This window comes from Chamaesiphon minutus PCC 6605 (assembly GCF_000317145.1).
GTDB lineage: Bacteria > Cyanobacteriota > Cyanobacteriia > Cyanobacteriales > Chamaesiphonaceae > Chamaesiphon > Chamaesiphon minutus.
This window is the reverse complement of the sequence record NC_019697.1, coordinates 6,186,154-6,211,545: the sequence shown is the minus strand read 5'-3', so window position 1 is coordinate 6,211,545 and position 25,392 is coordinate 6,186,154. Positions and strand designations below refer to the sequence as shown.

The following is a 25,392-nucleotide window of genomic DNA, read 5'->3' as shown; positions in this document are numbered from 1 at the left end:
AGCACCAAGGAAGGTTGTTTGCACCTCTATATCTAGTTTTCAGACAATTTCTGGAGTAAAAGTTATGGCAAATTCGAGGGCGATCGACGATCGACGTCAACATCCTAGCATTCAACCCGATCGAGTGCCGTTGCGAACTTGGATTGGGGTCGCTGCGAGTATGCTCGGCGCATTTATGGCGGTGTTGGATATTCAAATTACCAACTCCTCACTCCAGGATATTCAGGCAGCTCTGGGGGCGACATTGGAGGAGGGTTCGTGGATTTCTACTGCTTATTTGGTGGCGGAGATCGTGGTGATTCCCTTGACTGGGTGGTTGTCCCAGGTATTCTCGATCCGCCGCTATATTTTAGTCAATGCGGCACTGTTTATCTTCTTTTCAGTATGCTGTGCTTCGGCTTGGGATCTGTCATCGATGATTGCCTTTCGCGCCTTGCAGGGGGCAACGGGAGGGATTTTGATTCCGATGGCATTTACCAACATGTTAGTGAGTCTACCGCCCGCCAAACAGCCTGTAGGGCTAGCTTTGTTTGGTCTGACTGCAACATTTGCACCTTCGATCGGGCCAACTTTGGGTGGGTGGCTGACAAATAACTTAAGTTGGCATTATATTTTCTATCTCAATGTTATTCCCGGTTTATTATTACTGGCGGGTGTTTGGTACGGCATTAAGCAACAACCACCGCAACCAGAATTGCTCAAACAAGGCGATTGGTGGGGCATTCTGTCTATGGCGATCGGGTTGGCATCTTTGCAAGTAGTTTTAGAAGAAGGTGCTCGTAAAGATTGGTTTAGTTCGGGATTTATTCTCAACCTGGGCATAACTGCGGTCGTTTTCTTATCGATATTTTTCTGGATCGAACTGACTCGCAAGCAACCATTTATTAACTTACGACTGGTACTCAATCGCAATTTTGGATTGGCAAGTATTATTAATGTCTGTTTGGGAGTGGGGCTGTATGGTTCTATTTACATTTTGCCGTTGTATCTAGCGCAGATTCAACAATATAACGCTCTCCAAATTGGTGAGGTATTAATGTGGGCGGGGATACCGCAACTATTTATAATTCCATTAGTTCCTAAACTCATTCAAATCGTCGACACCCGATTGGTGATTGCTGTGGGGATTAGTTTATTTTCAGTCAGTTGTTTTATGAATTCCGACCTGACCAATCTGACTGGGATCGAGCAACTGCGCTGGTCGCAACTAGTTCGCGCGTTGGGACAACCACTAATTATGGTACCGCTATCTGGTGTGGCTACCGCTGGACTGCCCAAGGAGCAAGCGGGTTCGGCGAGTGGTTTGTTTAATATGATGCGAAATTTGGGCGGTTCGTTTGGGATTGCTGCTCTGGGGACTTTGTTGACACAACGCGAACAGTTTCATTCCAATCGCTTGGGTGAAGGCGTGTCTCTATACAATCCTGCCACTCAGCAGCGCATCGATGAGTTGACTCAATTATTTGTCAGCAGAGGTGCCGATTTGCTCACAGCCCAAGCTCGCGCCCTTAAATCGATCGATACTATCCTGCGCCGCGAGTCTTTTGTCTTAGCTTTTAACGATTGTTTTTACTTTATTGGGTTTGCTTTGCTATTGAGTGGAGTGGCAATTTTATTTATCAAAAAAGTTAAACCAGGTGCTGGTGCTGCTGGAGGGCATTAGGAATGGATGGGTAATGTAGTTTATTTCCCCTTTTCCCTAAAGCCTACCCTCTGCCTTCTATCTAACGAAGAATATATGTCAAATGGAACGTTAAAATTACATCGATCGAGTGATGTATCGACTGATAACAACAGTTACGATCGGATGAGTAAGAACTACGATGACGCATCGATCGTAACAACAGACACCAATCTATTAATAATATTAATGAAAACTCGAATCTCAAGCAATGATATCCTCGATCGAATTTCGGAAATTTGGACGAATGTTTTAGATTTTTTTGGTCAGGCTTGGTGGGTGGAAGTAGTGACAAATCGGCCTAGATGTACTTACTATTTTGGCCCATTTGCAGATGCTGAAGCAGCAAATCGAGCGATTATGGGATACATACAAGATTTAGAGAATGAGTCTGCCCAAGGAATCCAGACTCAGATTAAACGCTGTAAACCCGATCGATTAACAATAGAGTGGGACGACGCCAAGGCCGTTTAAATAAATCAAAATTTTGTTACGATGCAGCTCGATCGGGTTCGACCGCTTTTTAAAAACAATCGAACGCGTTCGATCGTCTATTTTCAGTTCCTTACCGAATCTAAATCATCAACTTCATGTTGCAAAAAATTTTAATCGCCACTGGCGACTCTTCAGAAGCACATCAAATCTTCGAGACTGGATTGCTGCTGGCGGAGAAACTTGGTGCCAAGATCGCGATCTTACACGTTCTCCATCCAGTACCAACCAGTCTCGAATTAGTAGGTAATTCTTCGTTGATGGGAATTTCACCAATCGCCAACGACTTGAATATCCAACAATCGCCAACAGAGGGGCAAGACTACGAAAGACAAGGTACAGAACGCCTCCAGCTTTATGCAAAACAGGCACAAAATCGTCAAGTCCCTGCCGAAATTCTTCAAAATTTTGGTGAATCTGGACGAGTAATTTGTGATACTGCCAGAGATCTCGCTGCTGAGTTAATTGTGATTGGCAGCCACCAGAAATCGCGGTTGAGTGAAATGTTATTGGGCAGCACTAGTAGCTATGTTTTACACCATGCACCCTGCTCGGTAATGGTGGTTCGAGAGTATTAAATTGAGCACCTAAATTTCTCTATCGATCGAGCGATCTATTCTCGATCGCATATCGGCGTAACTAGAGAGTGTAGAAGTTCAAATATCGAGCGATGTCTTCAGGAGTAATCTTATGACTGCAACTCAATCTCGAAATTCTCAACTCGAAGCCTGCATTGATGCCTGTCTCAAATGCCTCTAGGACTGTGAATATGGCAATGGCAGCGTAGAAAGTATTTGCAAGTTATCCCAATTTAACAAACACTGGCGATCGATCGGCTCGCGGACTCCCATTGCAGCAAAGTTTTCCTAATCCACCATCCGCAATCCCCAATCCAAAATGGTAAGAATCTCTATCTGTTGGAGGAGAGGATAACTGCTAAGTGTTTTTTATAATTGCAAAGTTCGTAACAAAAAAAATAACTAAAGGATCGTAAAATGAGCGACTTAATTGTTGTCGGGTTTAAAGACGAGTTCAAAGCAGATGAGGTAATGAACGAACTAAGAAGACTTCAATCTGAGTACTTAGTTGACTTAGAAGATGCTGCTATTGTCATCAGAAATCAAGAAGGTAAAGTCAAAATTAAGCAAGCACAAGAACTAGTTGCTGCTGGTGCTATCAGTGGTAGTTACTGGGGACTTTTATTGAGTGTCCTCTTCTTCAATCCCATTTTTGCTTTGGTTGGCGCGGCGGCTGGGGCACTCTCTGGTGCATTGAGCGATATCGGGATCGATGATAATTTCATGCGCGATCTCGGCAGCACGATCGAGCCAGGAACTTCGGCAATCTTCGTACTAGTACGCAAATCTACACCCGATCGCGTACTGGAAAACTTGAGCAAATTTGAAGGCAAAGTTTTACGCACTTCGCTATCTAAAGAAGATGAAGCAAAACTCCAAGCAGCTCTGAGTAAAGGCGAACCAGCTCTATCTGCTTCTTAATCGTCTAGATTAAATTGAATAGCTCGATCGTCAGTTCGATCGATATATCGACATAGATTGCAAAAATCAGGGTAGGGGTAATTCATGAATTACCCCTACCCTGATTTTTGTGGGTAATTCATCACCCGATTAAAGCTTATTGAAAAGACACCTGCGCCAGCAAAACAGAAAGTTAATGCTATGCTGCGATCGATACTCCAAGCAGATCGATACATGGAGCGACACCAACATCACCATAACGATTTTCTGCCATTTTCGCTGTCTACAGCGCAAGAGTTAGTCTCTGTCTATGGTTCGCCGTTATATGTCTACCAACTCGATCGACTCTGTGACACGATCGAGCATATTACCAACTCGATTCCCTATCCCGACACCCAGTTTCAGTTTGCTAGCGTTACTAATGGGAATGTTGCCCTTCTCCAGGTTTTTAAAAACAAAGGTTGGGGCATTCATGCCAATACGCCAGGAGATATACATCTGGCTCTAGTTGCTGGTTTTACACCGGATCGGATCGTGTATAGTGGCAGCAATCTCGATCGATCCGAACTGCGGGATATTTTGGCATGGGAGATTCACTCGCTTAATTTGGATAGTCTGAGCCAACTTGAGACTTTGATAGCCGTGCGGGAAACTTTTGTAAATCCTTACACTGCCGTATATCCACAACCTCGACTGGGATTGCGCTTGAACTTCCCAGCTTTAACTGGCGAAAGTCGCATCGGCGTGCATCCCGATGAATTCGAGCGAGCCAATGAGATCGCCCGTCAAGCGGGTTTAACTATTGAAGGATTACATTTCTATCGCGGTACGGGTACAAATGCGACACAGGCGTTTACAGATGCCATTGACACGCTTTTAACGATCGCGATGCAGCTACCAGATCTAGCTTATTTAGATTTCGGCGGTGGATTTGGCTATCCGTATCGTCATGACAAAGCAGCTTTTGATTGGCAGGAATTTGGGCACATATTAACTGAAAAACTCGCCAAGTTAGATAAACAGATTCAATTAACGATCGAACCCGGACGCGCGGCGATCGCGGGTTGTGCTGTATTATTAGCGCGGGTAGTTTCAACTAAATGGCAGGGAGAAAAACAGATCCTTGGTGTCGATACTACCGTGGCAAATCTCTCGGTACCATCGGTACATGGTGGCTATCGAGACATTATTAGCTGGCAAAATAGCGACGAATTATTTACCACCGATGTCTGCGGAAATACTACGTATTCGCGCGATTATTTGGGGCGCAATTGTCAGCTACCGCGACTCAAAATTGGCGATATTATTGCTATTCAGGATGTCGGAGCTTACGGTTATGCGATGTCTTCCCACTTTCTCAATCGTCCGCGCCCAGCAGAAGTATTATTAGAGGGCAATCTGCATCGACTCATCAGACTGCGAGAAGATTATCTTACTTTATTAACCAATCAAATCTTTGAGGAGGATCGATCGTGAAATGTATTAACTGCAATACCGATAATAACCTCAAAGATCGCACCGCGAATATGGGTAGATGCAAGAGTTGCAATCATCCCTTTGCCTTCGAGCCGACAGCAATGCCAACGCAGACGCGATTAACCGATCCATTTTTCGCAAAGTTAATCGCCGATACATCAGCAAATAACACGCTATTCTTTACTCCCAGACAACTTTATTATTTACTAGATAAACGACTACGATCGCGATTGAGTCGGGGTAATTTTACAGATAATCCCATTTTATCGATCGGCTGTAGCTCATTTCCGGCAATATTTTTCAGTTTTTGGTTGAGTGGTTTTTTTCGCATACCTTTAGAACGAGTTGCACCAATTGTGTTTAGCTTAGTTGCTGCTGGTTTAATTTGGGTGGTAGCTCAAAATGCACTTTCTCGCCATCTCAATCGGCGCAGTCGCCAGCAAAATATTAAAACGCTTACTGCAATCTCAGCTATACTCATATTAATTGGATTACCAATCGGGATTATCTTAAAATCCTCTGTAGTAATTATTGGTTCGATCGGTTTGGGATTAGTTGCAATTTGGCTGAGTTGGGATCGCAAACGCAAACAGAGCAACATATTTGATGATTTTTTAGTTAAGTCTACTGATTTTGAAGCTTGGCTTGCCAAATGGAATAGCATTAATAACTCACCAGAAAAGATTTTATCACCACCGCAACTAGCTAGCTTACCTGCTGCCCCAAATCCCGAAGTTACTGCTTATAGTTTCGATCGCGTAGTTATCTGCGATACTCCAGAAGTTGCCCAATTATTAATTAGTAATAATTTCCACTTTGAAAATAACTGTGCGATTCTGACGATCGATGGTTATCCCCAAAGCATCTTCACCACCACTATGGAGATGCTGTACCGAAATGCCGATCTCAAAGTTTATGCTCTGCATAATTGTTCGCCGACTGGTGTGAGATTAATTCATCGTCTGCGCGAAGAAGCTTGGTTTCCTAATCCAGAGATTCCGATTATCGATGTCGGTATTCTACCGCGCCAAATTATGGTAAATACCGATGTGATGACGCCGCAATCTGACGCCTCCGCACTAACCTCTCAGCAACTAGCTCCAGAGATTCGCGCCAGTCTCAATCCCGACGAATTAGTATGGCTCGATGCTGGTTGCTATCTAGACTTAGAATCTTTCTCCCCTCAAAAGCTCATCCAGATTTTACAACGCGCGATAAATGAAAGTCGGGAATTAGCAGTAGTTGAGGGTGGCGACATGATAATTATCAATAATAGTCCTGGTTTTTATACTGTCGAAAGTTTTGGTTAGAGATTATTATGTCATCATTTGTCGGTCATAGTTTGGCAGGTTTGATAGTATATCTGACAACGATCGAGTTGCAGCCAATTCGTTAAGATCGATCGATTCGGCATAATTTACCGTGGCTAGCTGGGCTAATTACGATCGCATCTATACCAGATATCGATTACCTCATTCCTGCACTGATTTTACAATCTAATAACTATCGCATCAGGACTACTCATTCATTTATCGGGGTATTAATCGTCCCCGCCTGCACTATGATGCAACTCCCTTTGGCAAACATCGATTTTTTATTGCTACTGGGATACTAATCTCATGTTGCTTTATGTTTTGGGCATCTACGCTCAGTCGCTAGTTTTACTTTTGGGTGGACGAAAAATACTATCTTATCTATTTATTTTCTAGGATGTATCTTAAATAGGCTGTCTTCATTCTGCCAAGTAAAAGATTAAAAAAATCGCCGAATGCGTTATTTTATCGATCGAATTGCCATTGCTCTCTCGATAATCGATAGAGGTAATGTTCTCGAAGTGGATGCCCAATGGGAACGCTAGGATGCTCGAATGTTTCAGCATCGCGAATCATCCCCAGACGTTCCATTAAAGTATAAGAACGGCGATTGAGAGTAGCAGTAAAAGAGACGATTTCTGGCAGCTTGAGTCGATCGAATCCCACCTTTAATACATCTCTAGCCGCCTCTGATGCGTAGCCTTTACCCCAATATGCCGATGCCAATCTCCACCCAATTTCTACGCATGGAGAGCAGGGTAAATTAGCCGTAGGGACGTGCAAACCGACATATCCGATGAATTCATCATCTGCCTTTAATTCTACCGCCCATAAGCCCCAACCGCGATCGCGTATTAATGTTTGAACTCGATCGACCATTGCATCGCTAGCGGCTCGATCGAGTAGACTAGGATAAAATTCCATCACTTGCGGATCGGCACAGAGTCGAGCAAACAGATCTCGATCTGATTCAAGCCATTGGCGCAACCGCAGTCGCTCAGTTTCAAATTCGATTAGTTCTGCCATAATTTATAGATTTAAATTCGATCGATCGAGCCATCCAGGTAATTCTTGCATATAGAGAGTTGTTTGCTCTCGATCGCGTATTGCTACTAATTGATGTCCGGCACTGGTAGAATTATCATATAGAGTCAATTTATCGACGATTTTAGCAGCTTTAATTAGGTTATTAAGGCTACGTTCATAGCGGCGTAAAATATCAAACCTCGGCACATCATGACCGCCTAGAGTAACTCTATCGCCAACGCGTAAAACATTAATGTTAGGATTATCGATACCGATGTAAATTAGCTCAACTGTCCATCCTCGCTGTTTTACCTCACGCATCAGATTAAGGTAGGTATTACCAGCCAGTGTCGTTTCGATCGTGAAGCTTTGCTCCGCTCGGGTATACTGTTGGCAAAGGATTAGAGCTTGCCGAGCTGCCGCAATTGCAGCAGATGATGGATTGAGTGGATCGATTTCTTTGGCGATTGCGTCAGGATCGATGAGTGAGATATCGCCAGCAATCCGCTTTGTTAGTGTCGATTTACCAGATCCATTGGCTCCGGCAATAATAGTGAGGATTGGCACGATTTAAATAAGCTCACCAATAATTTCTACGGTGCCATCTACTCCAATCTGAATCTCAAATTTTTGCCCATTAGCTTCTTCTCTCACTAATTTTTGACCGATTATATAGTGAATTGGCTTACCCATTGCTTTCAGACGAGCGATATCTTCTGCAACTTGTTTTTGAGCGGCAGCCTCGATTCTGCGAGCCATTGCTTCAGTGCTTTCGATCGGACTAATATTTGGTGTTGTCGAAGTCATGGCAATTTTCTCCCGATTTATTTTATACTGCTTCCCTACTTCCGATTATAATTCGCCTGTAGCCACATTTCCAAACTAACTAACAACCATAATTTCACGCCATATCTACCCCACACGTCGCCGCGAAAACTCAACCATTCTTTAATTAGATCTCGATCGATATATGGTGTAATTAATGCGTGCCGATTTAGTAAAATCGATCGAGCCTGACGTTGCCAATATTTCCGAAAACCGAGTTGGACTGGTACCATCATGCCACTTTTGGGTCGATCGATTATTGCGGCTGGTAATAAATCTGCAACTGCTTGTTTTAATACGGCTTTTTCCCTGATGCCTGAGAGTTTATATTCTGGGGGAATAGTCATACTCAGCTCGACAATCCGCCTGTCAAATAATGGCGATCGACCTTGCACTCCAGCCGCCTGAGTGAGATTATTTACTTTAGTCAAGATCTGATCGGCACCTTTGAATTTGATATTTAGAGCCATCAACCGATTCAGAAAACTCATGTCTGAATTTAAGTCTGCTTCAAAAATCCACGGTTGCTGAACTTGTTGCCAAATATCTGGCTTGAGTAATTGCGGCAAATCTCCCGCACACTTTTGGAATGAGATTAGATAAGCTTGCAAAGGGTCGTAATTATTGCCTGTATTATATAAACTATCGATTAACATTGGTTGATTTTTGGGGCCACCAAAACATGGATCGCCACCTTCACCATTGAGGGTAATCGATACATCCTGACTGGCTAATCGTCCGACTAATAAATTAGGAACTGTCAACGGATCGCCGATCGGATCGTCTAAATATGCCATCGTTTCCGGCAATTTGTCCCACATATCTTGGAAGGTAATTTCTAAGATGTGATGGTGGGTTTGACAATGATTGGCGACTAGGCTCGAAAACTCCAATTCATTGGCACATTCGGCACCAAAATGAATCGAATAAGTATGAATGGGGGCATCGTGTAATTGGGTAGCTAGAGCCGTAATGCAACTCGAATCCAATCCGCCTGATAGAAACACACCCACAGATTCCTGTGTGGGTAAATATTCCCTCATGACTAGTTCTAATTGCGATCGCAATCTATCGCCATGCCACTCTAAAGACTCCAAATCGACCACCTGCTGTTGTAATTGCCAGTAGGATACGATTTGCTCTCCGGGCAATTTGAGGATGGTTCCTGGACGAATTTCCCGTACATCCTGCCACATCGTCCGCTCCCCAGGGACAAACGAACAAGTCAGATAATCGCGTAAGGCGATCGGATCTAATCGATCGGATCGATAAGGATTTAGACTGCTAAGTTGAGGTACGATCCACCAAGTTTTGCCAGCAGTATAATAAACGGTTCTCGCCCCCACCGGATCGCGGACGATCGAGATTTGCTCCGCTTCGATATCGCAGACAACTAAGCCAAACATCCCTTGGAGCTGGCGGGGCGTATCGAGTTGCCATTTATCCCAAAGTTGCGCCAGGAGTTCGATATCGGGGAGATCTGAGGCAATCTGCAATGTTGCTAGCAACTCCTGACGGTTGCTCAACCACACGTCCCCCACGAGCATAAATCTACCACTGGGACTGAGTGCCCAGCAGCCAGTCGCGGCTCGATGAATCCCAAAATTGTCTCGACACCATGTCGATTGAATATCGAGTTGCGAACACCAGTGCGGCGGTTTGCAATGAACGATTCCCGACGGAATCGGATAAGGAAACCAAGAAGTCCACCCGCCTGCTTCGCCAACAGAAACCAACCAGCGTGGGAAAGGTAAGGGGGTTGCTTGCTTTTTATTCCGTCCGAATAGCATCTAGACGAGCCTGTAAATTTTATCTGTGGCGATCGAAATCCCGTGTTCCCCCCCAACCCCCCCTTCTAAAGCTACCGTTACACAAGTCTGGATAAAAGCGAAAACCCTAGAAATCCCCCTGTCTTGTCTCCCTAATCCGTCGGGGAACCCGACGTTGGCGCAGCCACTCCAAAGGAGTTACGGGAGCCGCTAAATCCCCCTTAAAAAGGGGGACTTTGACCGGATCTGAGCAAGCTTTTTAAGGGGGTTTGGGGGATTTAGATCTAGAAACGAAGTCAATCAGACTTGTGTATACACGGTAGCCTTCTTAAGGGGGTTTGGGGGATTTAGATCTAAAAACGAAGTCAACCATACTTGTGTATACACCGTAGCCTTCTAAAGGGGGGCTTTTCTGGCTCTCTCCAACCCTAAAGCCTAAAGCCTAAAGCCTAAAGCCTAAAGCCAAAAACCTAAAACCTAAAGCCTAAAGCCCCAGTTCTCGATACCTAGCTTGTAAATCTTTAATAGTAAATATCGTCTCGAAGTTTAACCCCTGACTGGCGTAAAACTCAGCACCACCTTGTTCGCGATCGACTAATGTTAATACTCGATCGACAGTATAACCTGCCGCTCTGAGTCTTTCTACCGCCTTCATCGCCGATTGTCCGGTAGTCACCACATCTTCTAAGACGACAACATTGGCACCTGGTTTGAGAGTTGCGCCTTCGATATAGGCTTGGGTCCCGTGTCCCTTGGCTTCTTTGCGGATAATTAAGGCGGGAATAGATTTGCCCTCATATACAGATATTACGCTCACTGAAGACACGATCGGATCTGCTCCGAGTGTCAAACCTGCCACGGCATCGGTATCATCTGGTAGCATCGAGAGTAAGATCCGCCCAGTGGCGACAGATCCTTCGGGGTGGAGCGTAACTTGTTTGCCATTGATATAATAAGTACTTTTTTGGCCGGAAGAGAGGGTGAAATCGCCCTCTTTATAAGCCAACTGACACAGCAAGTCAAGCAGATGTTGGCGCAAAATAGTTAGATCGATCGTCGGATAGGGAATATTGCCAACAGGTGACTGCATAATTTTAGATATTGAGAGATTGGAAGTTAGATCTTATCCTAGCGACTAGCGACGATCTCGATCTAATTATTCCCGATGCAGTCCTCGATCGAGTGAATAAAGTAAACAAGTGATATAGAGGTTTAACCATGAAGCAATTAAAAACTATCTGCTGCATCGCTTTAGCTGCGGCTGCGACTGGCTGTTTGGCATCTTCCGCACAGGCTGAGTCGATTTCCGATGCCATGAGCCGCGCTGTATTCGAGCAATCTGGCGATATCTATCGCAATACCGGGATCGATCGTCAATTCACATTATTGTTTGGTTTGAGCTATCCCGATCTAGAAGCTGTCAACGATAGTCGCTCTGTCAACCGCATTTATCAAGATTTAATCCGTCAACGCGGTGGCGAGCCAGTTCGCACTCGCGATCTCCCCAATCCTTTTAATACCTCTTTGTCGGAGAATCCTCCCGTGCGGTAGATAGATGAGTGGGTAGGGATTTTGGATTTTGGATTGGAACTACCATGTTCTCTCCCCCTCTCCCCGCTGTCTTGTCTCGCATAATCCGGGAGGAAACCTCCCGGCTGCGAGCCGCTCCCTACTCCCTACTCCCCACTACGCGGCTTAATCTTCGCTCTGACTAGTTTGATTTCTTCATAGCTATAGTCATCGCCTAAATGTGCCTTAATTGGGGTGAGTTTCTCGTCGCCGACTGCTGTAATTGCTTGCGCGATCGCGGCAGCTCGATCGGATGGTACGATGCGATCGAGATCGACTTCGTAGCCGCAGTCCAACAATTTGACGAGATGATCGTAAATAGTATTCTCCTGCACGGAGCGTTTTTTAGCAATCGCGGCTAGGCTCAACCCTTGATTGTACAAATCCAGGGTTTGCAAGTGGGTGTGGGAAACATCGCTTTTTGTCGGTGCGCTGACGGGTAGTGGTGGGGTAGGATCGGATTCCGTTAGCACGGGCAAGCCAGATTCGGCTCTAAAGGCTCTAATTTCGCCTGTAAACATTTCCCCATACTGAGCGAGTTTTCGTGCCCCTACGCCGGAAATTTGGGCGAATTGGGCGAGGGTTTGGGGTTGTTGTTGAGCCATCAATCTCAAGCTCGAATCGGCAAAGATGACATAAGGTGCCACTTTATTGGCATCGGCGTATTGTTTGCGAAGTTTGTGCAGGCGGTTGTAGAGAGCCTGAATTTCGGCGGTATTGGTGCTGACTTCGTTAGCTGCAACGCTGGGTTTGATGGGAGAGATGGCGATTTCAACTTTGCGCTGGCTTTTGAGAATTTCCATACTCAACCCATTGAGCGTCAAGACGGAGTAACCATCGCTGGTTTCATCGACTAAACCTTGATGCAGTAAAGATCTGCCCAGCATCCGCCATTCATCGACACTCCGATCTTTACCGATGCCATAAGTGGACAGGGTATCGTGTCCGTTCTTGAGGACTTTATCATTTTTAGAACCGCGCAAAACATCGATCGTATGTGCCAGTCCAAAAGTTCTACCATTATGGCGTTCGCCAAATCTATAAACGCACGATAACAGCTTTTGAGCTTCGATCGTCCAGTCCGAAATTGGGCGCGGATATTTACAATTATCGCAATTGTCGCAGTTACCAGGAAAGCTTTCGCCAAAGTAACCCAACTGAATAATCCGCCGACATTCCGTCGCTTCGGCATAATTAATTACCCGCCGCAATTGTTGCGTTGCAATACGCTGTTCGTCTTCCAGAGCCATCCCCGTTTCGGGATCGACCTTTTGGGCGATTAAATACTCGATCGTCTTGATATCGCCCATCCCAAAATACAACGTACAATGAGCGGGTTCGCCGTCCCGTCCCGCACGTCCCGATTCTTGATAATAACCCTCAATATTGCGCGGCAAATCGTAGTGAATCACAAACCGCACATCGGGTTTATTAATACCCATCCCAAAGGCAACCGTCGCGACTATCACCTTCACATCATCGCGAATAAAACTATTCTGATTTTTAGTCCGAGTCTCACCATCTAATCCCGCATGATAGGGTACTACTTTAATCCCATCTTGCTTGAGTTTAGTCGTCAATTCGTCTACTTTCTTCCGACTCAAACAGTAGATAATTCCCGATCCTTCCGACTGCTTGACTTGGGCGAGTAATTCTTTATAAGGTGCAGTTGTTTTGCGCCTAACTTCATAATATAAATTCGGACGGTTGAAGCTGGCAATATGAACGTGTGGCTCGCGCAGTTCTAGCTGATTGATAATATCCGAGCGTACCCGATCGGTCGCTGTCGCCGTCAATCCCAACCAGGGCACCTTCGGGAAATAATGCCGTAATTGCGCTAATTTGCGATAATCTGGCCGAAAATCGTGACCCCATTCCGAAACACAATGCGCCTCATCGATCGCAAAGCCAGCAATCCCCACTTCTTGGTGCAAATCGACCAAAAAGTTACTGATAAACTCCTGATTCAATCGTTCGGGAGCGACATATAAAAGTTTGATTTCACCATTATGGATTGCCGCCACTCGATCGCGTTTTTCTTCGGTAGTAATACTACTATTCAAAAAAGTCGCCGGAATGCCATTATTCGCTAGCAATTGCACTTGGTCTTGCATCAGCGCAATCAACGGCGAAACCACGATCGTTACGCCGTTTTTAAGTAACGCTGGTAACTGAAAACATAACGACTTACCGCCACCTGTCGGCATCACGACTAACAAGTCGCGATTGGCTAAAGCCGTCGTAATAATCTCGCGCTGTCCCGATCGAAACTCGTCATACCCGAAGTAATGTTTTAAGGCATGTTCTAGGGTTTCAAATTGGTTCGAGCCAGCAAGCATAAGAGTTGGGAGTTGAGAGTTGAGGGTTGGGAGAGAGAAATACTCACAGTGCTATGTCAAAGAGTATACAGTATATGGTTCAAAAATACTCACGATCGACCTAGCTCAAACAATTTTAGCGACTTTTGAGCAAAAGGTGTAGGCTATCTCTCACCCACAGACTCGATTAAGAGTTTCCCTGTCCGGTAATATGGCGCATGATGATATCGCTCTTACCGTTTAGTTCCGATCTCATTTCTCTCACTTCGTCTTTAAGATCGTCAATCTCATCATAAACTCGCTCAAAGGCTTGTCGGAACTCTTGGGGCGATACCTGAGTATATTCTAATCGGTCTACTCTACGGTTTAAAGCTCTTAACTCCCGATCTACTTGACGATCCCTGTCATCTGGATTTTGCGCTTGTGTCATACTGAATTCGATCGCGAGATTCGATCGCTACTAGATCTGTCTATATTCTACGGGATATTTAGCTGTGCTCGTTCGCGATCGATGAATTTTGGAAAACTTAACTACAAAGGTGTACAAATTACCTTTACTGCATCTATAATTCTGTCTTACAACCCCGATTAAGTAATTTTGTGAAAACATCCATCGCATCGCATCGCATCGCATCGCATCGCATCGCATCGCATCGCATCGCATCGTTCTTAATGTTTGCCTCACTACTCTAACGTCGCTATCTCTGGTGAATGTGGCAGATTCAGCTCAATCTGCGACAGTACAGTTTACAGATTTGGCATCATTTCAAGCCAATACAACTGGGCTAACCAATATCGACTTTGAAGGCATAGCTCCAGCAGGAGGTTCTGTGCTTACCAGTTTTAATAACCCCACAGGACTTTCCCTCATTACCGATGTAAGGGGTAATGGTACTTACACCGTTAATGTTGTAGATTCAGCCGCTCCCCCTCCAGAGAATGTAGCCTATCAATATCCTTATGCTTGGGGTTCTGGCGCAGTTCTTGGCTTCGGTTCCATACAAAGGTTAACAGTAGATTTCAGGGGTTTCCCCACTGGGGTAACTGCGGCTGGCATCGATTTTATGAGTCTTGTTCCGTTAGGTCAAGTCGAGCCGTTCACCTTTGGTGTCGCATTTGAGGATGGATCGGGTGAGACATTTACACGGACATTTACACGAACATTTGAATTACTGAGTACTATTCCCACTCGTCAATTCTTTGGCATTACTTCCACTAAAAACATTGCATTTTTTTCTGTAGAGCCTTCTTTCGCATATAGCAAATTGTTCGATAACCTTACATTTAGCACTGCTAGTCCTACTGCTGCCACATCTGTCCCTGAACCATTTACGATTATCGGTACATTAGTCGGTGGTACGGCAGCACTGCGGATGAGAAAGAAACTCAAATCGGCTGGTAAGTAGCAGATAATTCGTAGGATCTCGAACATGGTATTTAGGGTAGGGGCAATTCATGAATTGCCCCTACCCTAAATTCTTGCTATAATTGTACAGTGGATTGTACAATTATGGTAACTATGAAAGTTGTATCCTTTAGTGAAGCAAGAAATAGCCTCAAGGCGGTACTCGATCGAGTAGTTGAAGATGCAGATTATACGATCGTCACCAGACGCGATGCTGATGACGTTGTGGTGATGTCTCTGGAATCTTTTAATAGTTTGATGGAAACAGTTCATTTGTTGAAATCTCCAGCAAACGCCGCTCATTTAGCTCGATCGATCGCTCAATATAAAGCCGGAACGGCGGTAGAGCGAGACTTACTAGATGGCTAGAAGACTGGCTTGGACGGATGAAGCATGGGATAGTTATCTCTACTGGCAAAGTCAAGATAAAAAGACGCTCAAAAGAATCACTAAACTTATCGAAGCGACGATGCGCAAACCCTTTGAAGGCATCGGTAAGCCAGAACCTCTGCGAGAAAATTTAGCTGGGTTTTGGTCGCGACGCATTGACGATACAAATCGGTTAATTTACGCAGTCGAAGATGAGTATATTACCGTTATCTCTTGTCGGTATCACTACGATATCTGACAAATAATTCTAGATAGCACAGATATAAGGTAGGGGTAATTCATGAGTTACCCCTACTCTAGATTGTGTTTAATTCTAAATATTCGTCGAGCCGTTACTAGATAAGAGATCGACAATTTTTTCTGTTTCTTCTGGCTGATACCATTGAGGATTGGGATTAGCATAAATGCGATCTGCCAAAGCCTGGAAAGCCTCTGTATCCTCTCGATGAGTTAATACGTAAGAACGTAACTCTGCCTTTGTCATCACAGTAAAGTCTGGTTTCATCGATCGAATCTCCATTTACCATTGGGGGAAACTATTATTTCTATTTCTGTACCTACCAAAATTAGTAAATCCTGAGTACGCTCGTCGATTCTAATTAGTTGAATCGCTTGGTACATATTGGTGACATTGTGACATAGCCTCAGCCCGACGATCGCCTGTTCGGTCGTAAAAAATAGATTTGACACTCTTTGTTCAAATTCCGGTCTACGCTCGTTGTCTCGATTCGATCGAACCAGCTTTACTATTCCCTATTCTCTATCCCCTATCCCCTATCCCCTAGTGAGAATGGTACAAAAAATCATCCGCCTCAATCCCCGTTTGTTTGAGGATTTGGCGGAGCGTACCTTCGGGCATATCGCCATTGTGATTGGGGACGGTGGTATATTTGCCACTAGCATCATTGAACCAGATTTCGTGGCTGCCACAAGCTTGACGATCGAGTGCGAATCCGTAGACTCGCAATACTTTGGCTACTTCTCGATATCTGAATCCCGATAACCTACCCATCGCTTCTATTTTGTCAATACGAGCGGACAGTCAAATTCATCGGCGATCGCGGGAAAAGACTCAATTAGCTGGTTCCGTTCTGCCATTGCTGCCAAAATTTGCTTAGCAACATCTTGCGCGATTTCGAGTGTTTCTGTCAAACTCTCAGCTTGAGCGACCAATCCAGGTAAAGCTTCCGATGTGGCTAGGTAATAGCCTTCAGGTAGCTTCTCGATGTGTACGTTAATTAATCTTTCCACTGAATTACAATCGTGCAATTTTAAAGTTCTGGTAAAAAGGTTTGAAAAAAGCAAAGTCAAAGACATCCAACCTGCTGTGGCAGACGCTACACAAACGATCTAGTTATTAATTATGACATATCCATCTAGACAGTATTTGTTAAAAAATGGTGAGATTAGGTTAATTTCGGTAACTTGGCGTACATATCTTTGTACTGAGTATCAGATACCGTATTGGTTCTAAGTATGTCTGAGGTTGAATCTGTCAGCGTCGCTAGTTCTTGTAGTAGCATTTCCTGTTCTTGATTGAGGCTCTGCAATCGATCGACAATGGTCGCAATTCGCTCTGCTGGTGCATCGGATACTAATTCAAATTCTACTCGATCGACACTAGCTTTAGTGTGCCCAAATACTCGCCGGATCGATCTCCACATTAGGCCAAAAATCGGCTGGAGCAGCTTAAATGGTGTCGTCAGTAAAAACACCCATGTTTGCTCGATTCCCCGCCCGATCGCCTTAATTAGCCCCCATAGAGAGAAGATTGTCAGTAATAACAATCCCACGCTAGCTAGTGGATGAGCGACGATCCAGGCTAGATATGGATGTGCTACCAACCACTGGTTAAAAGCAGCCCCGATTGAGCGATCGATCGTTTCGGAAATATCCATAGCGAGGGGATAGGGGCTAGGGGCTAGGGGCTAGGGATTAGTTATTATTTAGTGGTAACTCTATGGTTGATACAATCGAGCAGTCTTGCTCACTATTCCCTATCCCCTATTCCCTATTCCCCAGCTACGCATTCGTATTCGCGCCGAGCTGTTCGCTATCGAGATTGAATAAGACTTGCAGAGTACGCATGGCTTTGCGGCGGGTATCGGCGTCCTCTTGAGCGCGGAGTTGCACCATCGGATCTTGGAGGATTTTGTTGACGATGCCTTTGGTAAGAGCTTCGATCGCTTCTTGATGGCGTTCGCCAAATTCGGCACCCAATCTGGATAGAGCTTTTTCGAGTTCTTGCATCCGGATAGTTTCCATTTTATCGCGCAAGCAATTGATCGTGGGTACGGTTTCTAGTAATTGCCACCAGCTATTAAAGTTTTCGACTTCTTCTTCGAGGATGCCTTCGGCTTCTTGAGCCATTTGCTGGCGACGCTCTTGGTTTTGAGCGACGACGGCTTTGAGATCGTCTACGTTGAAGGATTGGATATTAACTAAATCGTTGACATCGCTGTGAACGTTGCGCGGTACGGAGATATCAAAAATCATTAATGAGTGATGCGGATCGAGGACGGCTTCTAATTTAGCCGCATTTAATAACGGCTCTGTGGCTGACGTGCTGGTAAAGACGATCGTTGAAGTCGAGATCGCACTCATCATATCGCCGATCGGTTGGAGTTGAAGATCGATCGCGGTAAACATTACCTTGAGTTCTTCGGCACGCTTTGTCGATCGATTGAGGATGGTAATATCTGTCGCACCTTTGGAAATGAGATGTTGTACCAAGAGTCTCGACATCTTACCAGCACCCAAGATTGCGATCCGATGATTGGCAAAATTACCAACCTTCATGTGTGCCAATTCTACCGCCGCCGAGCTGATCGATACCGCACCAGTTCCGATACTAGTTTCGGTACGGACGCGTTTACCAGCAGTCATAGCTTGCCTAAATAACCGATTGAGAATCGATCCCATCCCTTGATATTGTTGGCCAATTTTGTGGGTTTGTTTGACTTGTGCCAAGATTTGACCCTCGCCCAATACCAAACTATCCAACCCACCAGCGACACGCATCAGGTGCATTACTGCGTCTTTGTGCAACAGCATGAATAAGTGCTGTCGGAGATCTTTGAGGGGGATTTTACTATATTCTGACAGAAACTGAATCGCATCCTGGACGCCGCGATCGGCTGTGGTAGTGACGATGTAAAGTTCCAAGCGATTGCAAGTGCTGAGGATCGTCGCTTCTTTGATGTGGGGATAATTGCAGAGGGTTTGAATTGCCGCTTCCATCTGCGTATCGGGAACGCTGAGTTTTTCTCGGATGTCAACAGGGGCGGTTTTGTGACTCAAACCGATAACAGCAATATTCATGTGTACTCCGCGTTCAAAAAAAGGATTTTTAAAGTTTTGTTATTTAAGTTACGGATATTTCACTGCTAACAACGCACTATAGACCGATAAGGTACGTTTCGCTCCAGTGGTAAGCCAACTTAAGTTATTGTATATAATCGCTGTCTATATTGCTCTAATCCTGACGACTTGTAAATGCTTTGTTATGGTTCTTCACTAGGGGATAGGGAATAGGAAATAGGGGATAGAGATTAGGGCATAGGGATTAGGGGATAGTGAAAAATTCCCCTCCAAGGAGGGGTGCCCGTTCGCGTAGCGTCTCGAAGAGAAGGGCGGGGTGGGTAGGATCTACGCTTCCCCACTATCCATTTTATCTATTCCCTATCCCCTATCCCCTATTCCCTAATGCCTATTTCAGAGCGATTGTGCCGCCTTTGCCATTCATGTGAATGGTATCGACGAACCGTGCGGTTTTGGACTGGCTGGAAATAACCAGCGTGTGAGTCCGTGCGCCACCTTTGAAGAAGCGAACGCCATCCATGATGTTACCGGAGGTAATCCCAGTACCAGCAAACAGCACGTTTTGGCCACAAGCGAGTTCTTCAGCGGTGTAGACTTTATCGGGATCGTTGATGCCCATGGACTTGAGGCGATCGATGTTCGCTTCTTTGCTTTCGCCGATCAAGCCAGTTTTGACAACTGCGGGATCGTAGATCAATTGTCCTTGGAAGTGAGCGTCCATACACCGGAGTGCCGCTGCGGAGATAACTCCTTCAGGCGCAGCACCGATACCCATTAAGGCGTGAATGCCAGTTCCGGCAAAACCACAGTTGATTGCCGCACCAACGTCACCGTCGCTAATTAAGGCAACGCGCGCGCCAGCAGCCCGAATTTCAGCGATTAAGTCGTTATGACGTTCGCGTTTCATGACGACGACAACTAGCTCTTCGATCGCCCGATCGAGACATTGCGATAAGATTTTCAGGTTTTCAGTCGCAGATTTATTGATGTCTACTTTACCTTTAGCGGCTGGGGGCGCGGCGAGTTTCTTCATGTAGAAGTCGGGCGCAGCAAATAAGCCACCTTTCTCGGAGATCGCGAGTACAGCCATCGAACCAGGTTGTCCGTATGCACACAAGTTGGTACCTTCACAAGGATCGACAGCGATGTCGATTTCGAGCAGTTCGTCGATCGAGCATAATTCAGCAGCATTAGGCTGAGAACAAATACCTACTTCTTCACCGATGTAGAGCATGGGAGCATCGTCGCGTTCGCCTTCCCCGATCACGATGCGTCCGCGCATATAGATTTTGTTCATGCGTTCGCGCATTGCTTCGACTGCAACACGGTCGGCTTCATTTTTGTCGCCCTTACCCATTAAGCGCGCTGACGCGATCGCGGCTTGTTCTACTACTTCTATAATTTCTAAACCTAAGCTATTTTCCACTGCTATTCGCTCTCCTAAAGGGCTTTATTTATAGGGATTTCAGTCGTTTATCAGTCTACCAGAGCGCGGGGACACAAGAGCATTTCTTAAATTTTTCCGCTATTTGTCACGTTCGATCGAGGCAGAAGGCAGAGGGCAGAGGGTAAATGTTAGCATTTGGCGATCCCAGCGATTTGCAAGCGGATTGACAAACGATCGGCGGCTGTCACTTGAGGTTACCGATGATGTCACAGCACTTTGAAGTAGCTGCTGTAACAGTGAAGAGGTACAGCCCCCTCACCAGGAATGGAAGTTAGTATTCGCCCAGCCAGAACCACAGATCTAGATACAATTATCGAGATTCAGACCAAATCTTTAGCAAACTTACCCGCTCAGTTTCGGAAATACGATCGCTACCAAGTCGATTCCTTGATTGTCGGACAAGCAGCTTGGCGGCGGATCGATCTGCCACTTGAGACTACTTTAGTAGCAGCAGACGAGTTTGGGCACATAATTGGATTTATTTCTTTTTGTCTACCCCCATTCGTGACAAGTTAAGAAAATCAGAGATTTGTCAAAAAGGTAATAAAAAGATGCCAAACTGTTTCTAGTCAAGAGTTTGAGGGAATAGAGGCCTGATGACCAGCCGCCGAAGAAGTAACCGCGACCACGCCAAAAAGAACCACCAACCAGGTGTGGAAGATGAGATCATCGCCGCTCAAGTAGAGGCTTTATTGACACCAGCAATTTTCAATCAAAGTCATTACTACCGACAATTAGGGCTGAGAAATCGGCTGTTAAATTTACCCTTGATGATGGCAGCAGTGCTGACGCTACTGTGGCGGAATGTGCCAGGAGTCAGAGAACTAAGCCGAATGTTAGGGCGAGAAGGATTTTTGTGGTGTGAGCCAACACAAGTAAGTCAACAGGCGATTGCACAAAGATTTCTGACCTTTCCATCTGAGTTATTTGAGAGAGTGTTTAAGGAATTACTGCCAGAATTTAGAGTGAAGTGGCACCAGAGAAAACAGCGATTGTTTGCCACAAAGCATTGAATTTGCTCAAGCAAAATTTGAGCGGATTTGGGCATGTGATGGCTCCACATTGGAAGCGATATTCAAGAAATTAGATAGCTTATCTGATGTGCCAATCGGACAACTAGCGGGAAAAATGGGAGTAGTCATAGATTTGGTGACGAGATTGCCGATTGAAATCTGGTTTAGAGAAAATCCCAAAGCTTCAGATGTTAATTTTGAGAAAGATATCCTGAATTTAGTAACATCGGGCACTTTATTGCTCTTGGATCGAGGCTTCTATCATTTCCAATTTTGGCAAGAATTAATTAACAGAGATATTCATTTTATTACTCGATTAAAAAAAGGTGCATCGCTACAGATAGAGCGAGTATTTAGCAATAGTTATAGTATCCGTGACCGAATAGTGCGGATGGGGTCTGGCACCAAAAAGACTCCATATATAACTGTAAGATTAGTCGAAATTAAAGTGGGTAAAGTCTGGTATTCTTATCTAACTAGTGTACTCGACCCATTGAATCTTCCTCCCTATGTAGTCGCCGATTTGTACGGAAGACGGTGGCGAATTGAAGAGGCTTTTAATACTGTTAAACGATTGCTCGGGTTGAGTTATTTATGGACTGGTTCAGTTAATGGAATTAAATTACAGATGTGGGGGACTTGGCTGTTTTATGCAGTTCTAGTCGATTTAGGTGATGCTGTAGCTGATGAATTATCTCTCCCATTCGACCGCATTTCTTTAGAGATGATTTATCGAGGTCTTTATCATTTTCATGTAGCTCATCATAAAGGTTTAGCTGCCAATCCAGTCACCTATTTTGCTGCCCCAGAGAATCAAGATTTAGGTATTGTTAAAACTGTTCGTAAACCTAATGTTAAGTTAATTATTGCACCTTTTCCTGATTCTATGAGTCGAACAGACAATTTTTTCTTCGACTCATCGCCTCAAGCCCGCTTGACAAGTGCGATCGCTTCTTAACTTGTCACTAATGGTCTACCCCAGATTTCTGGATTGTTCGTCGATCCAGACTTTATGAATAACGGCGTCGGATCGATGCTATTAGGCGAGTTAGAGCAGATTGCGACCCAACAGAGGATAAAAAAGCTAGTAGTTTTGTCCTCGATCGAATCAGTAGAATTTTACAAGAAAAATGGATATGAAGCCAAACAAAATACTGGCTTCTTGTCAGAGAATTCGGTATGGATTCCTTGTCAAATACTTGAAAAAGAATTAATTTCGGCTACGCCGATCGAGCGGATTCTAGCAACACAAACAGTTAAGATTGCTTTGTCACTAGTTTGTTTGACGATCGTGGAGACGATCGCTCACAAAGCAGATAAAAGACCGATCTGTTGTCCTACACCAAATTGCAGGGTTTGTCCAGAGATCGCTGCTCCTTCGCAAAAATAATAAGTAATTCGGTACAATTAACGATCGGGTCTACAATGTCTAAAACCTAGATGGTGGTTAGTGCCCACCCTACAGCTACCATGCAAATTAGCAATCTTGGCGAACAGGGATTATTAAAATTAATCGCACCCTATTGTCTGCCAAATACGATCGGCGACGATGGCGCGATCGTGCATCCGCCGCCAGATTGCGAGCTAGTCGTGACTACCGATGTGCTGGTAGATGGCGTGCATTTTAGCGATCGCACGACGACGGCATTTGATGTTGGTTGGCGAGCGGTGGCGGCTAATTTATCAGATCTTGCCGCAATGGGCGCGACACCCTTGGGAATTACCGTGGGGTTAAGTTTACCCCCGACATTGCCTGTCGTCTGGCTGGAGGGGCTGTATCGGGGAATGCAGGCATGTTTAGATCGATATGGAACGGGGATTATCGGCGGAGATTTGACGCGATCGAGTGTCGCTACTGTAGCCATTACCGCTTTAGGATCGGTTCGTGCCGATCGGATTATCGCTCGTGCTAATGCTAAAGTTGACGATGCGATCGTGGTGACGGGTTATCATGGTGACTCTCATGGGGGTTTGCAATTGCTGCTCGATGCCAATGCGATCGCAGAGCCGACAGCAGAGCGGCAAGCATTAATTGACGCCCATCAACGACCGCTACCTCGGCTGGATGTGTTGCCGATCCTCGATCGACTCAGTGCGAGCGCGAGTCAAGAATTTGCGATTGGGGGGATGGATAGTAGCGATGGATTGGCCGATGCGATCGTCCAAATCTGTCAGGCTAGTGGTGTCGGCGCGGTGTTAAATCGATCGAGTCTGCCAATCTCGCCATCTTTAACTCGAATTTTTCCCGATACAGCTTTAGACTCGGCCTTGTATGGTGGTGAAGATTTTGAACTGGTATTGTGTATGCCCAGAGAGATCGGTCTAGAATTGGTCGAAAAAATCGGTGGCGGTGCGGCAATTATCGGTAAGATCGTGCGATCGTCAGATATTCTATTAATCGACGATCTCACCAACAATTCCCCAATTCATCTCGTTGGCGTTGGCGATAGCCTGCCGTTAGGCACAGCCTCTCTGAAAGAGAATCGACACTCTGGATTTCAACATTTTTAGAGCCATTCTAGTAGCTTCGATCTTTGCGCAACTTACAACTAAGCCCCATGCCCTTTTATCAATCCAATCCCCAACTTACGACACTTGCAGAACAAGCCCTGGCAGATATTTGGCAAGAATTTCCCGACTTAAAACCAGAACAGATTGCCCTTACCTGGCTGGTATACGATCGACCGATTCCCGTTAATACTGGCGGCGCAATTACTGCCGACGAACTGTGGAAATATCCAGTCAGGGGATTTAACTATCGAGGTGGCGAGCGGATTTATCCTGCTAGTATCGTCAAATTATTTTATTTACTCGCGGTGCATGAGTGGCTAGAACAAGGCATGTTAGCAGCTTCTAGCGAACTCGATCGAGCGATACGGGATATGATAATTGACTCTAGCAACGATGCCACTAGTCTGGTTGTCGATACGCTTACGGGTACGACAAGCGGGCCAGAATTATCTGCTGGGCCATTTGAAAGCTGGAAATCGCAGCGTAACTTAATCAACCGTTATTTTCAATCCCTCGGCTGGGCAGAATTAGACCCGATTAATGTCAATCAAAAAACGTGGAGCGATGGCCCCTACGGACGCGAGCGGGCGTTTGTCGGCGAAATGCGGGAAAATCGGAATATGGTCACCACCGATGCGATCGCCAGATTGATGCACAGTATTGTCGGCGGTGCTGCTGTCAGCGGCGATCGATCGAGTCAAATGATGCAACTCCTCCAGCGCGATCTCAATTTGGCACAAGTTACGCCCGTACCGGGCGAAGAGAACCAGGTAAATGGCTTTTTAGGGGCTGGTTTACCCGCCGATAGTCAAATCTGGTCGAAAGCGGGCTGGACGTCGCAGGTTCGCCATGATGCGGCTTACATTGAGTTGGTAGATAAGCAACCGTATTTACTGATTGTATTTACAGAAGGTGCTGCGAACAGTCAAAATCGACAGCTCTTGCCCTTTGTTGCCGATCGATTTGTAACAGCAATGTCTCATCTGCAAGCATCTGAGTAACATCCAGATCTGTTAACTAGTCGATCGTCGATCGTCGATCGTTGATAGCGAAGTTTTTAGGGCGGGGTTTAAATCCCCACCCTAAAAACAATCTGCATAAAGGTGGGGGATTTAGATCCCTGTTATCTGTTAAATATTTCTCGATCGTCTTTACTATATTCGTCGTGGGTAGTGGGTTTTGCCTGCGCTACTATTTGACTGATGTTAAACTACTTAAGTAATTTACGTGTTGTCGATCGTATGCCTGAAGCAGTCGCTGAAACTATTAGGTTGGAGTGGTTCTCATTGTAGAGAAGACGAGGAGCGATCTAGCTGTTAGGATTGAGAAAGTTGCGCTCCTACATCCTTGTCGCTCGA

The 25,392-nt window shown here is 45.3% G+C and carries 28 protein-coding genes and 1 pseudogene; 15 read left to right on the top strand and 14 right to left on the bottom strand.

What is annotated here, in order from left to right; all coding sequences use genetic code 11:
- Nucleotides 1–64: 64 nt before the first annotated feature.
- From CHA6605_RS28500 to CHA6605_RS28475, 6 genes are all read left to right on the top strand, one after another.
- The gene (locus CHA6605_RS28500; protein WP_015162815.1) at nt 65–1,663 is read left to right on the top strand and encodes an MDR family MFS transporter; all 1,599 of its coding nucleotides are present in this window, start codon (nt 65–67) and stop codon (nt 1,661–1,663) included.
- A gap of 75 nt (nt 1,664–1,738) precedes the next feature.
- Nucleotides 1,739–2,155 carry a DUF1816 domain-containing protein gene (locus tag CHA6605_RS28495; protein WP_015162814.1) on the top strand — a complete coding sequence of 139 codons (417 nt, stop codon included), beginning with the start codon at nt 1,739–1,741 and terminating at the stop codon, nt 2,153–2,155.
- A gap of 116 nt (nt 2,156–2,271) precedes the next feature.
- Nucleotides 2,272–2,751, top strand: a complete 480-nt coding sequence (locus CHA6605_RS28490; protein WP_015162813.1) for a universal stress protein — start codon at nt 2,272–2,274, stop codon at nt 2,749–2,751.
- Between the two features lie 417 nt (nt 2,752–3,168).
- Nucleotides 3,169–3,672: a DUF1269 domain-containing protein gene (locus tag CHA6605_RS28485; RefSeq protein WP_015162812.1), complete on the top strand. Its 504-nt coding sequence runs from the start codon at nt 3,169–3,171 to the stop codon at nt 3,670–3,672.
- Nucleotides 3,673–3,885: 213 nt separating this feature from the next.
- Nucleotides 3,886–5,127, top strand: coding sequence for a diaminopimelate decarboxylase family protein (locus CHA6605_RS28480; RefSeq protein WP_041548521.1), 1,242 nt, complete (start codon nt 3,886–3,888; stop codon nt 5,125–5,127).
- Complete coding sequence (locus CHA6605_RS28475) at nt 5,124–6,437, top strand: toprim domain-containing protein (RefSeq protein WP_015162810.1); 1,314 nt, start codon at nt 5,124–5,126, stop codon at nt 6,435–6,437. The genes CHA6605_RS28480 and CHA6605_RS28475 overlap by 4 nt, the downstream gene beginning before the upstream one ends.
- Nucleotides 6,438–6,905: 468 nt before the next feature.
- On the opposite strand, the gene CHA6605_RS28470 is transcribed toward CHA6605_RS28475, so the two are convergent.
- The 5 genes from CHA6605_RS28470 to pyrE form a co-directional block, all read right to left on the bottom strand.
- On the bottom strand, nt 6,906–7,466 hold the full coding sequence (locus tag CHA6605_RS28470) for a GNAT family N-acetyltransferase (RefSeq protein ID WP_015162809.1): 561 nt from the start codon (nt 7,464–7,466) through the stop codon (nt 6,906–6,908).
- Between the two features lie 3 nt (nt 7,467–7,469).
- Nucleotides 7,470–8,033: an ATPase gene (locus CHA6605_RS28465; RefSeq protein ID WP_015162808.1), complete on the bottom strand. Its 564-nt coding sequence runs from the start codon at nt 8,031–8,033 to the stop codon at nt 7,470–7,472.
- A gap of 3 nt (nt 8,034–8,036) precedes the next feature.
- Nucleotides 8,037–8,273: a hypothetical protein gene (locus CHA6605_RS28460; RefSeq protein WP_015162807.1), complete on the bottom strand. Its 237-nt coding sequence runs from the start codon at nt 8,271–8,273 to the stop codon at nt 8,037–8,039.
- 35 nt (nt 8,274–8,308) lie between these two features.
- On the bottom strand, nt 8,309–10,081 hold the full coding sequence (locus CHA6605_RS28455; protein ID WP_015162806.1) for an asparagine synthetase B family protein: 1,773 nt from the start codon (nt 10,079–10,081) through the stop codon (nt 8,309–8,311).
- A 463-nt stretch (nt 10,082–10,544) separates the two neighbouring features.
- On the bottom strand, nt 10,545–11,150 hold the full coding sequence (gene pyrE, locus CHA6605_RS28450; protein WP_015162805.1) for an orotate phosphoribosyltransferase: 606 nt from the start codon (nt 11,148–11,150) through the stop codon (nt 10,545–10,547).
- A 128-nt stretch (nt 11,151–11,278) separates the two neighbouring features.
- Here pyrE and CHA6605_RS28445 point away from each other — a divergent pair, with 128 nt between their 5' ends.
- Nucleotides 11,279–11,611 (top strand): hypothetical protein, encoded by a 333-nt coding sequence (locus CHA6605_RS28445; RefSeq protein WP_015162804.1) that lies wholly within the window; start codon nt 11,279–11,281, stop codon nt 11,609–11,611.
- A gap of 125 nt (nt 11,612–11,736) precedes the next feature.
- On the opposite strand, the gene recQ is transcribed toward CHA6605_RS28445, so the two are convergent.
- Nucleotides 11,737–13,968: a DNA helicase RecQ gene (gene recQ / locus CHA6605_RS28440; RefSeq protein ID WP_015162803.1), complete on the bottom strand. Its 2,232-nt coding sequence runs from the start codon at nt 13,966–13,968 to the stop codon at nt 11,737–11,739.
- A gap of 166 nt (nt 13,969–14,134) precedes the next feature.
- Nucleotides 14,135–14,377, bottom strand: a complete 243-nt coding sequence (locus CHA6605_RS28435; protein ID WP_015162802.1) for a hypothetical protein — start codon at nt 14,375–14,377, stop codon at nt 14,135–14,137.
- 283 nt (nt 14,378–14,660) lie between these two features.
- Here CHA6605_RS28435 and CHA6605_RS28425 point away from each other — a divergent pair, with 283 nt between their 5' ends.
- The 3 genes from CHA6605_RS28425 to CHA6605_RS28415 all read left to right on the top strand — a co-directional run bounded on the left by CHA6605_RS28425 (nt 14,661) and on the right by CHA6605_RS28415 (nt 15,980).
- Nucleotides 14,661–15,353, top strand: coding sequence for a PEP-CTERM sorting domain-containing protein (locus tag CHA6605_RS28425; RefSeq protein ID WP_157260131.1), 693 nt, complete (start codon nt 14,661–14,663; stop codon nt 15,351–15,353).
- 113 nt (nt 15,354–15,466) lie between these two features.
- Nucleotides 15,467–15,721, top strand: coding sequence for a type II toxin-antitoxin system Phd/YefM family antitoxin (locus CHA6605_RS28420; RefSeq protein WP_041548518.1), 255 nt, complete (start codon nt 15,467–15,469; stop codon nt 15,719–15,721).
- Nucleotides 15,714–15,980 (top strand): Txe/YoeB family addiction module toxin, encoded by a 267-nt coding sequence (locus CHA6605_RS28415; protein WP_015162799.1) that lies wholly within the window; start codon nt 15,714–15,716, stop codon nt 15,978–15,980. The genes CHA6605_RS28420 and CHA6605_RS28415 overlap by 8 nt, the downstream gene beginning before the upstream one ends.
- 75 nt (nt 15,981–16,055) lie before the next feature.
- Here CHA6605_RS28415 and CHA6605_RS28410 read toward each other — a convergent pair whose 3' ends face one another.
- The 7 genes from CHA6605_RS28410 to glpX all read right to left on the bottom strand — a co-directional run bounded on the left by CHA6605_RS28410 (nt 16,056) and on the right by glpX (nt 20,489).
- Nucleotides 16,056–16,247 carry a DUF6887 family protein gene (locus CHA6605_RS28410; protein ID WP_015162798.1) on the bottom strand — a complete coding sequence of 64 codons (192 nt, stop codon included), beginning with the start codon at nt 16,245–16,247 and terminating at the stop codon, nt 16,056–16,058.
- Nucleotides 16,244–16,432 carry a DUF6888 family protein gene (locus tag CHA6605_RS34730; protein WP_015162797.1) on the bottom strand — a complete coding sequence of 63 codons (189 nt, stop codon included), beginning with the start codon at nt 16,430–16,432 and terminating at the stop codon, nt 16,244–16,246. Before CHA6605_RS34730 ends, CHA6605_RS28410 begins: the two co-directional genes overlap by 4 nt.
- Before the next feature lie 91 nt (nt 16,433–16,523).
- Nucleotides 16,524–16,754 (bottom strand): type II toxin-antitoxin system HicA family toxin, encoded by a 231-nt coding sequence (locus CHA6605_RS28400; RefSeq protein ID WP_015162796.1) that lies wholly within the window; start codon nt 16,752–16,754, stop codon nt 16,524–16,526.
- Nucleotides 16,755–16,759: 5 nt separating this feature from the next.
- Entirely contained in the window at nt 16,760–16,993 is a 234-nt protein-coding gene (locus tag CHA6605_RS28395; RefSeq protein ID WP_041550163.1) for a type II toxin-antitoxin system HicB family antitoxin, read from the bottom strand.
- Between the two features lie 155 nt (nt 16,994–17,148).
- Entirely contained in the window at nt 17,149–17,640 is a 492-nt protein-coding gene (locus CHA6605_RS28390; protein WP_015162794.1) for a phosphatase PAP2 family protein, read from the bottom strand.
- 124 nt (nt 17,641–17,764) lie between these two features.
- Nucleotides 17,765–19,063: a glutamyl-tRNA reductase gene (locus CHA6605_RS28385; RefSeq protein WP_015162793.1), complete on the bottom strand. Its 1,299-nt coding sequence runs from the start codon at nt 19,061–19,063 to the stop codon at nt 17,765–17,767.
- A 388-nt stretch (nt 19,064–19,451) separates the two neighbouring features.
- Nucleotides 19,452–20,489 carry a class II fructose-bisphosphatase gene (glpX, locus tag CHA6605_RS28380; RefSeq protein WP_015162792.1) on the bottom strand — a complete coding sequence of 346 codons (1,038 nt, stop codon included), beginning with the start codon at nt 20,487–20,489 and terminating at the stop codon, nt 19,452–19,454.
- 285 nt (nt 20,490–20,774) lie between these two features.
- On the opposite strand from glpX, the gene CHA6605_RS28375 reads away from it, so the two are divergent.
- From CHA6605_RS28375 to CHA6605_RS28355, 5 genes and pseudogenes are all read left to right on the top strand, one after another.
- On the top strand, nt 20,775–21,026 hold the full coding sequence (locus CHA6605_RS28375; RefSeq protein WP_015162791.1) for a GNAT family N-acetyltransferase: 252 nt from the start codon (nt 20,775–20,777) through the stop codon (nt 21,024–21,026).
- An 80-nt stretch (nt 21,027–21,106) separates the two neighbouring features.
- Nucleotides 21,107–22,481: pseudogene (locus tag CHA6605_RS28370) on the top strand (IS4 family transposase).
- Between the two features lie 33 nt (nt 22,482–22,514).
- Nucleotides 22,515–22,913, top strand: a complete 399-nt coding sequence (locus tag CHA6605_RS28365) for a GNAT family N-acetyltransferase (RefSeq protein ID WP_269744549.1) — start codon at nt 22,515–22,517, stop codon at nt 22,911–22,913.
- An 80-nt stretch (nt 22,914–22,993) separates the two neighbouring features.
- Complete coding sequence (gene thiL, locus CHA6605_RS28360; RefSeq protein WP_086936356.1) at nt 22,994–24,034, top strand: thiamine-phosphate kinase; 1,041 nt, start codon at nt 22,994–22,996, stop codon at nt 24,032–24,034.
- Between the two features lie 47 nt (nt 24,035–24,081).
- On the top strand, nt 24,082–25,035 hold the full coding sequence (locus CHA6605_RS28355; RefSeq protein ID WP_015162789.1) for a serine hydrolase: 954 nt from the start codon (nt 24,082–24,084) through the stop codon (nt 25,033–25,035).
- Nucleotides 25,036–25,392 lie beyond the last annotated feature (357 nt).

Excerpts from the sequence above, each read along its gene's own strand:
- pyrE (WP_015162805.1), bottom strand. The coding sequence starts at position 11,150 with ATGCAGTCACCTGTTGGCAATATTCCCTATCCGACGATCGATCTAACT.
- CHA6605_RS28355 (WP_015162789.1), top strand. The coding sequence starts at position 24,082 with ATGCCCTTTTATCAATCCAATCCCCAACTTACGACACTTGCAGAACAA.
- CHA6605_RS28480 (WP_041548521.1), top strand. The coding sequence starts at position 3,886 with ATGGAGCGACACCAACATCACCATAACGATTTTCTGCCATTTTCGCTG.
- CHA6605_RS28470 (WP_015162809.1), bottom strand. The coding sequence starts at position 7,466 with ATGGCAGAACTAATCGAATTTGAAACTGAGCGACTGCGGTTGCGCCAA.
- CHA6605_RS28375 (WP_015162791.1), top strand. The coding sequence starts at position 20,775 with ATGGAAGTTAGTATTCGCCCAGCCAGAACCACAGATCTAGATACAATT.
- CHA6605_RS28490 (WP_015162813.1), top strand. The coding sequence starts at position 2,272 with ATGTTGCAAAAAATTTTAATCGCCACTGGCGACTCTTCAGAAGCACAT.
- recQ (WP_015162803.1), bottom strand. The coding sequence starts at position 13,968 with ATGCTTGCTGGCTCGAACCAATTTGAAACCCTAGAACATGCCTTAAAA.
- CHA6605_RS28400 (WP_015162796.1), bottom strand. The coding sequence starts at position 16,754 with ATGGGTAGGTTATCGGGATTCAGATATCGAGAAGTAGCCAAAGTATTG.
- CHA6605_RS28460 (WP_015162807.1), bottom strand. The coding sequence starts at position 8,273 with ATGACTTCGACAACACCAAATATTAGTCCGATCGAAAGCACTGAAGCA.
- CHA6605_RS28385 (WP_015162793.1), bottom strand. The coding sequence starts at position 19,063 with ATGAATATTGCTGTTATCGGTTTGAGTCACAAAACCGCCCCTGTTGAC.
- CHA6605_RS28500 (WP_015162815.1), top strand. The coding sequence starts at position 65 with ATGGCAAATTCGAGGGCGATCGACGATCGACGTCAACATCCTAGCATT.
- CHA6605_RS28415 (WP_015162799.1), top strand. The coding sequence starts at position 15,714 with ATGGCTAGAAGACTGGCTTGGACGGATGAAGCATGGGATAGTTATCTC.
- CHA6605_RS28420 (WP_041548518.1), top strand. The coding sequence starts at position 15,467 with ATGAAAGTTGTATCCTTTAGTGAAGCAAGAAATAGCCTCAAGGCGGTA.
- CHA6605_RS28445 (WP_015162804.1), top strand. The coding sequence starts at position 11,279 with ATGAAGCAATTAAAAACTATCTGCTGCATCGCTTTAGCTGCGGCTGCG.
- thiL (WP_086936356.1), top strand. The coding sequence starts at position 22,994 with ATGCAAATTAGCAATCTTGGCGAACAGGGATTATTAAAATTAATCGCA.
- CHA6605_RS28435 (WP_015162802.1), bottom strand. The coding sequence starts at position 14,377 with ATGACACAAGCGCAAAATCCAGATGACAGGGATCGTCAAGTAGATCGG.
- CHA6605_RS28410 (WP_015162798.1), bottom strand. The coding sequence starts at position 16,247 with ATGAAACCAGACTTTACTGTGATGACAAAGGCAGAGTTACGTTCTTAC.
- CHA6605_RS28455 (WP_015162806.1), bottom strand. The coding sequence starts at position 10,081 with ATGCTATTCGGACGGAATAAAAAGCAAGCAACCCCCTTACCTTTCCCA.
- CHA6605_RS28485 (WP_015162812.1), top strand. The coding sequence starts at position 3,169 with ATGAGCGACTTAATTGTTGTCGGGTTTAAAGACGAGTTCAAAGCAGAT.
- CHA6605_RS28390 (WP_015162794.1), bottom strand. The coding sequence starts at position 17,640 with ATGGATATTTCCGAAACGATCGATCGCTCAATCGGGGCTGCTTTTAAC.
- CHA6605_RS28495 (WP_015162814.1), top strand. The coding sequence starts at position 1,739 with ATGTCAAATGGAACGTTAAAATTACATCGATCGAGTGATGTATCGACT.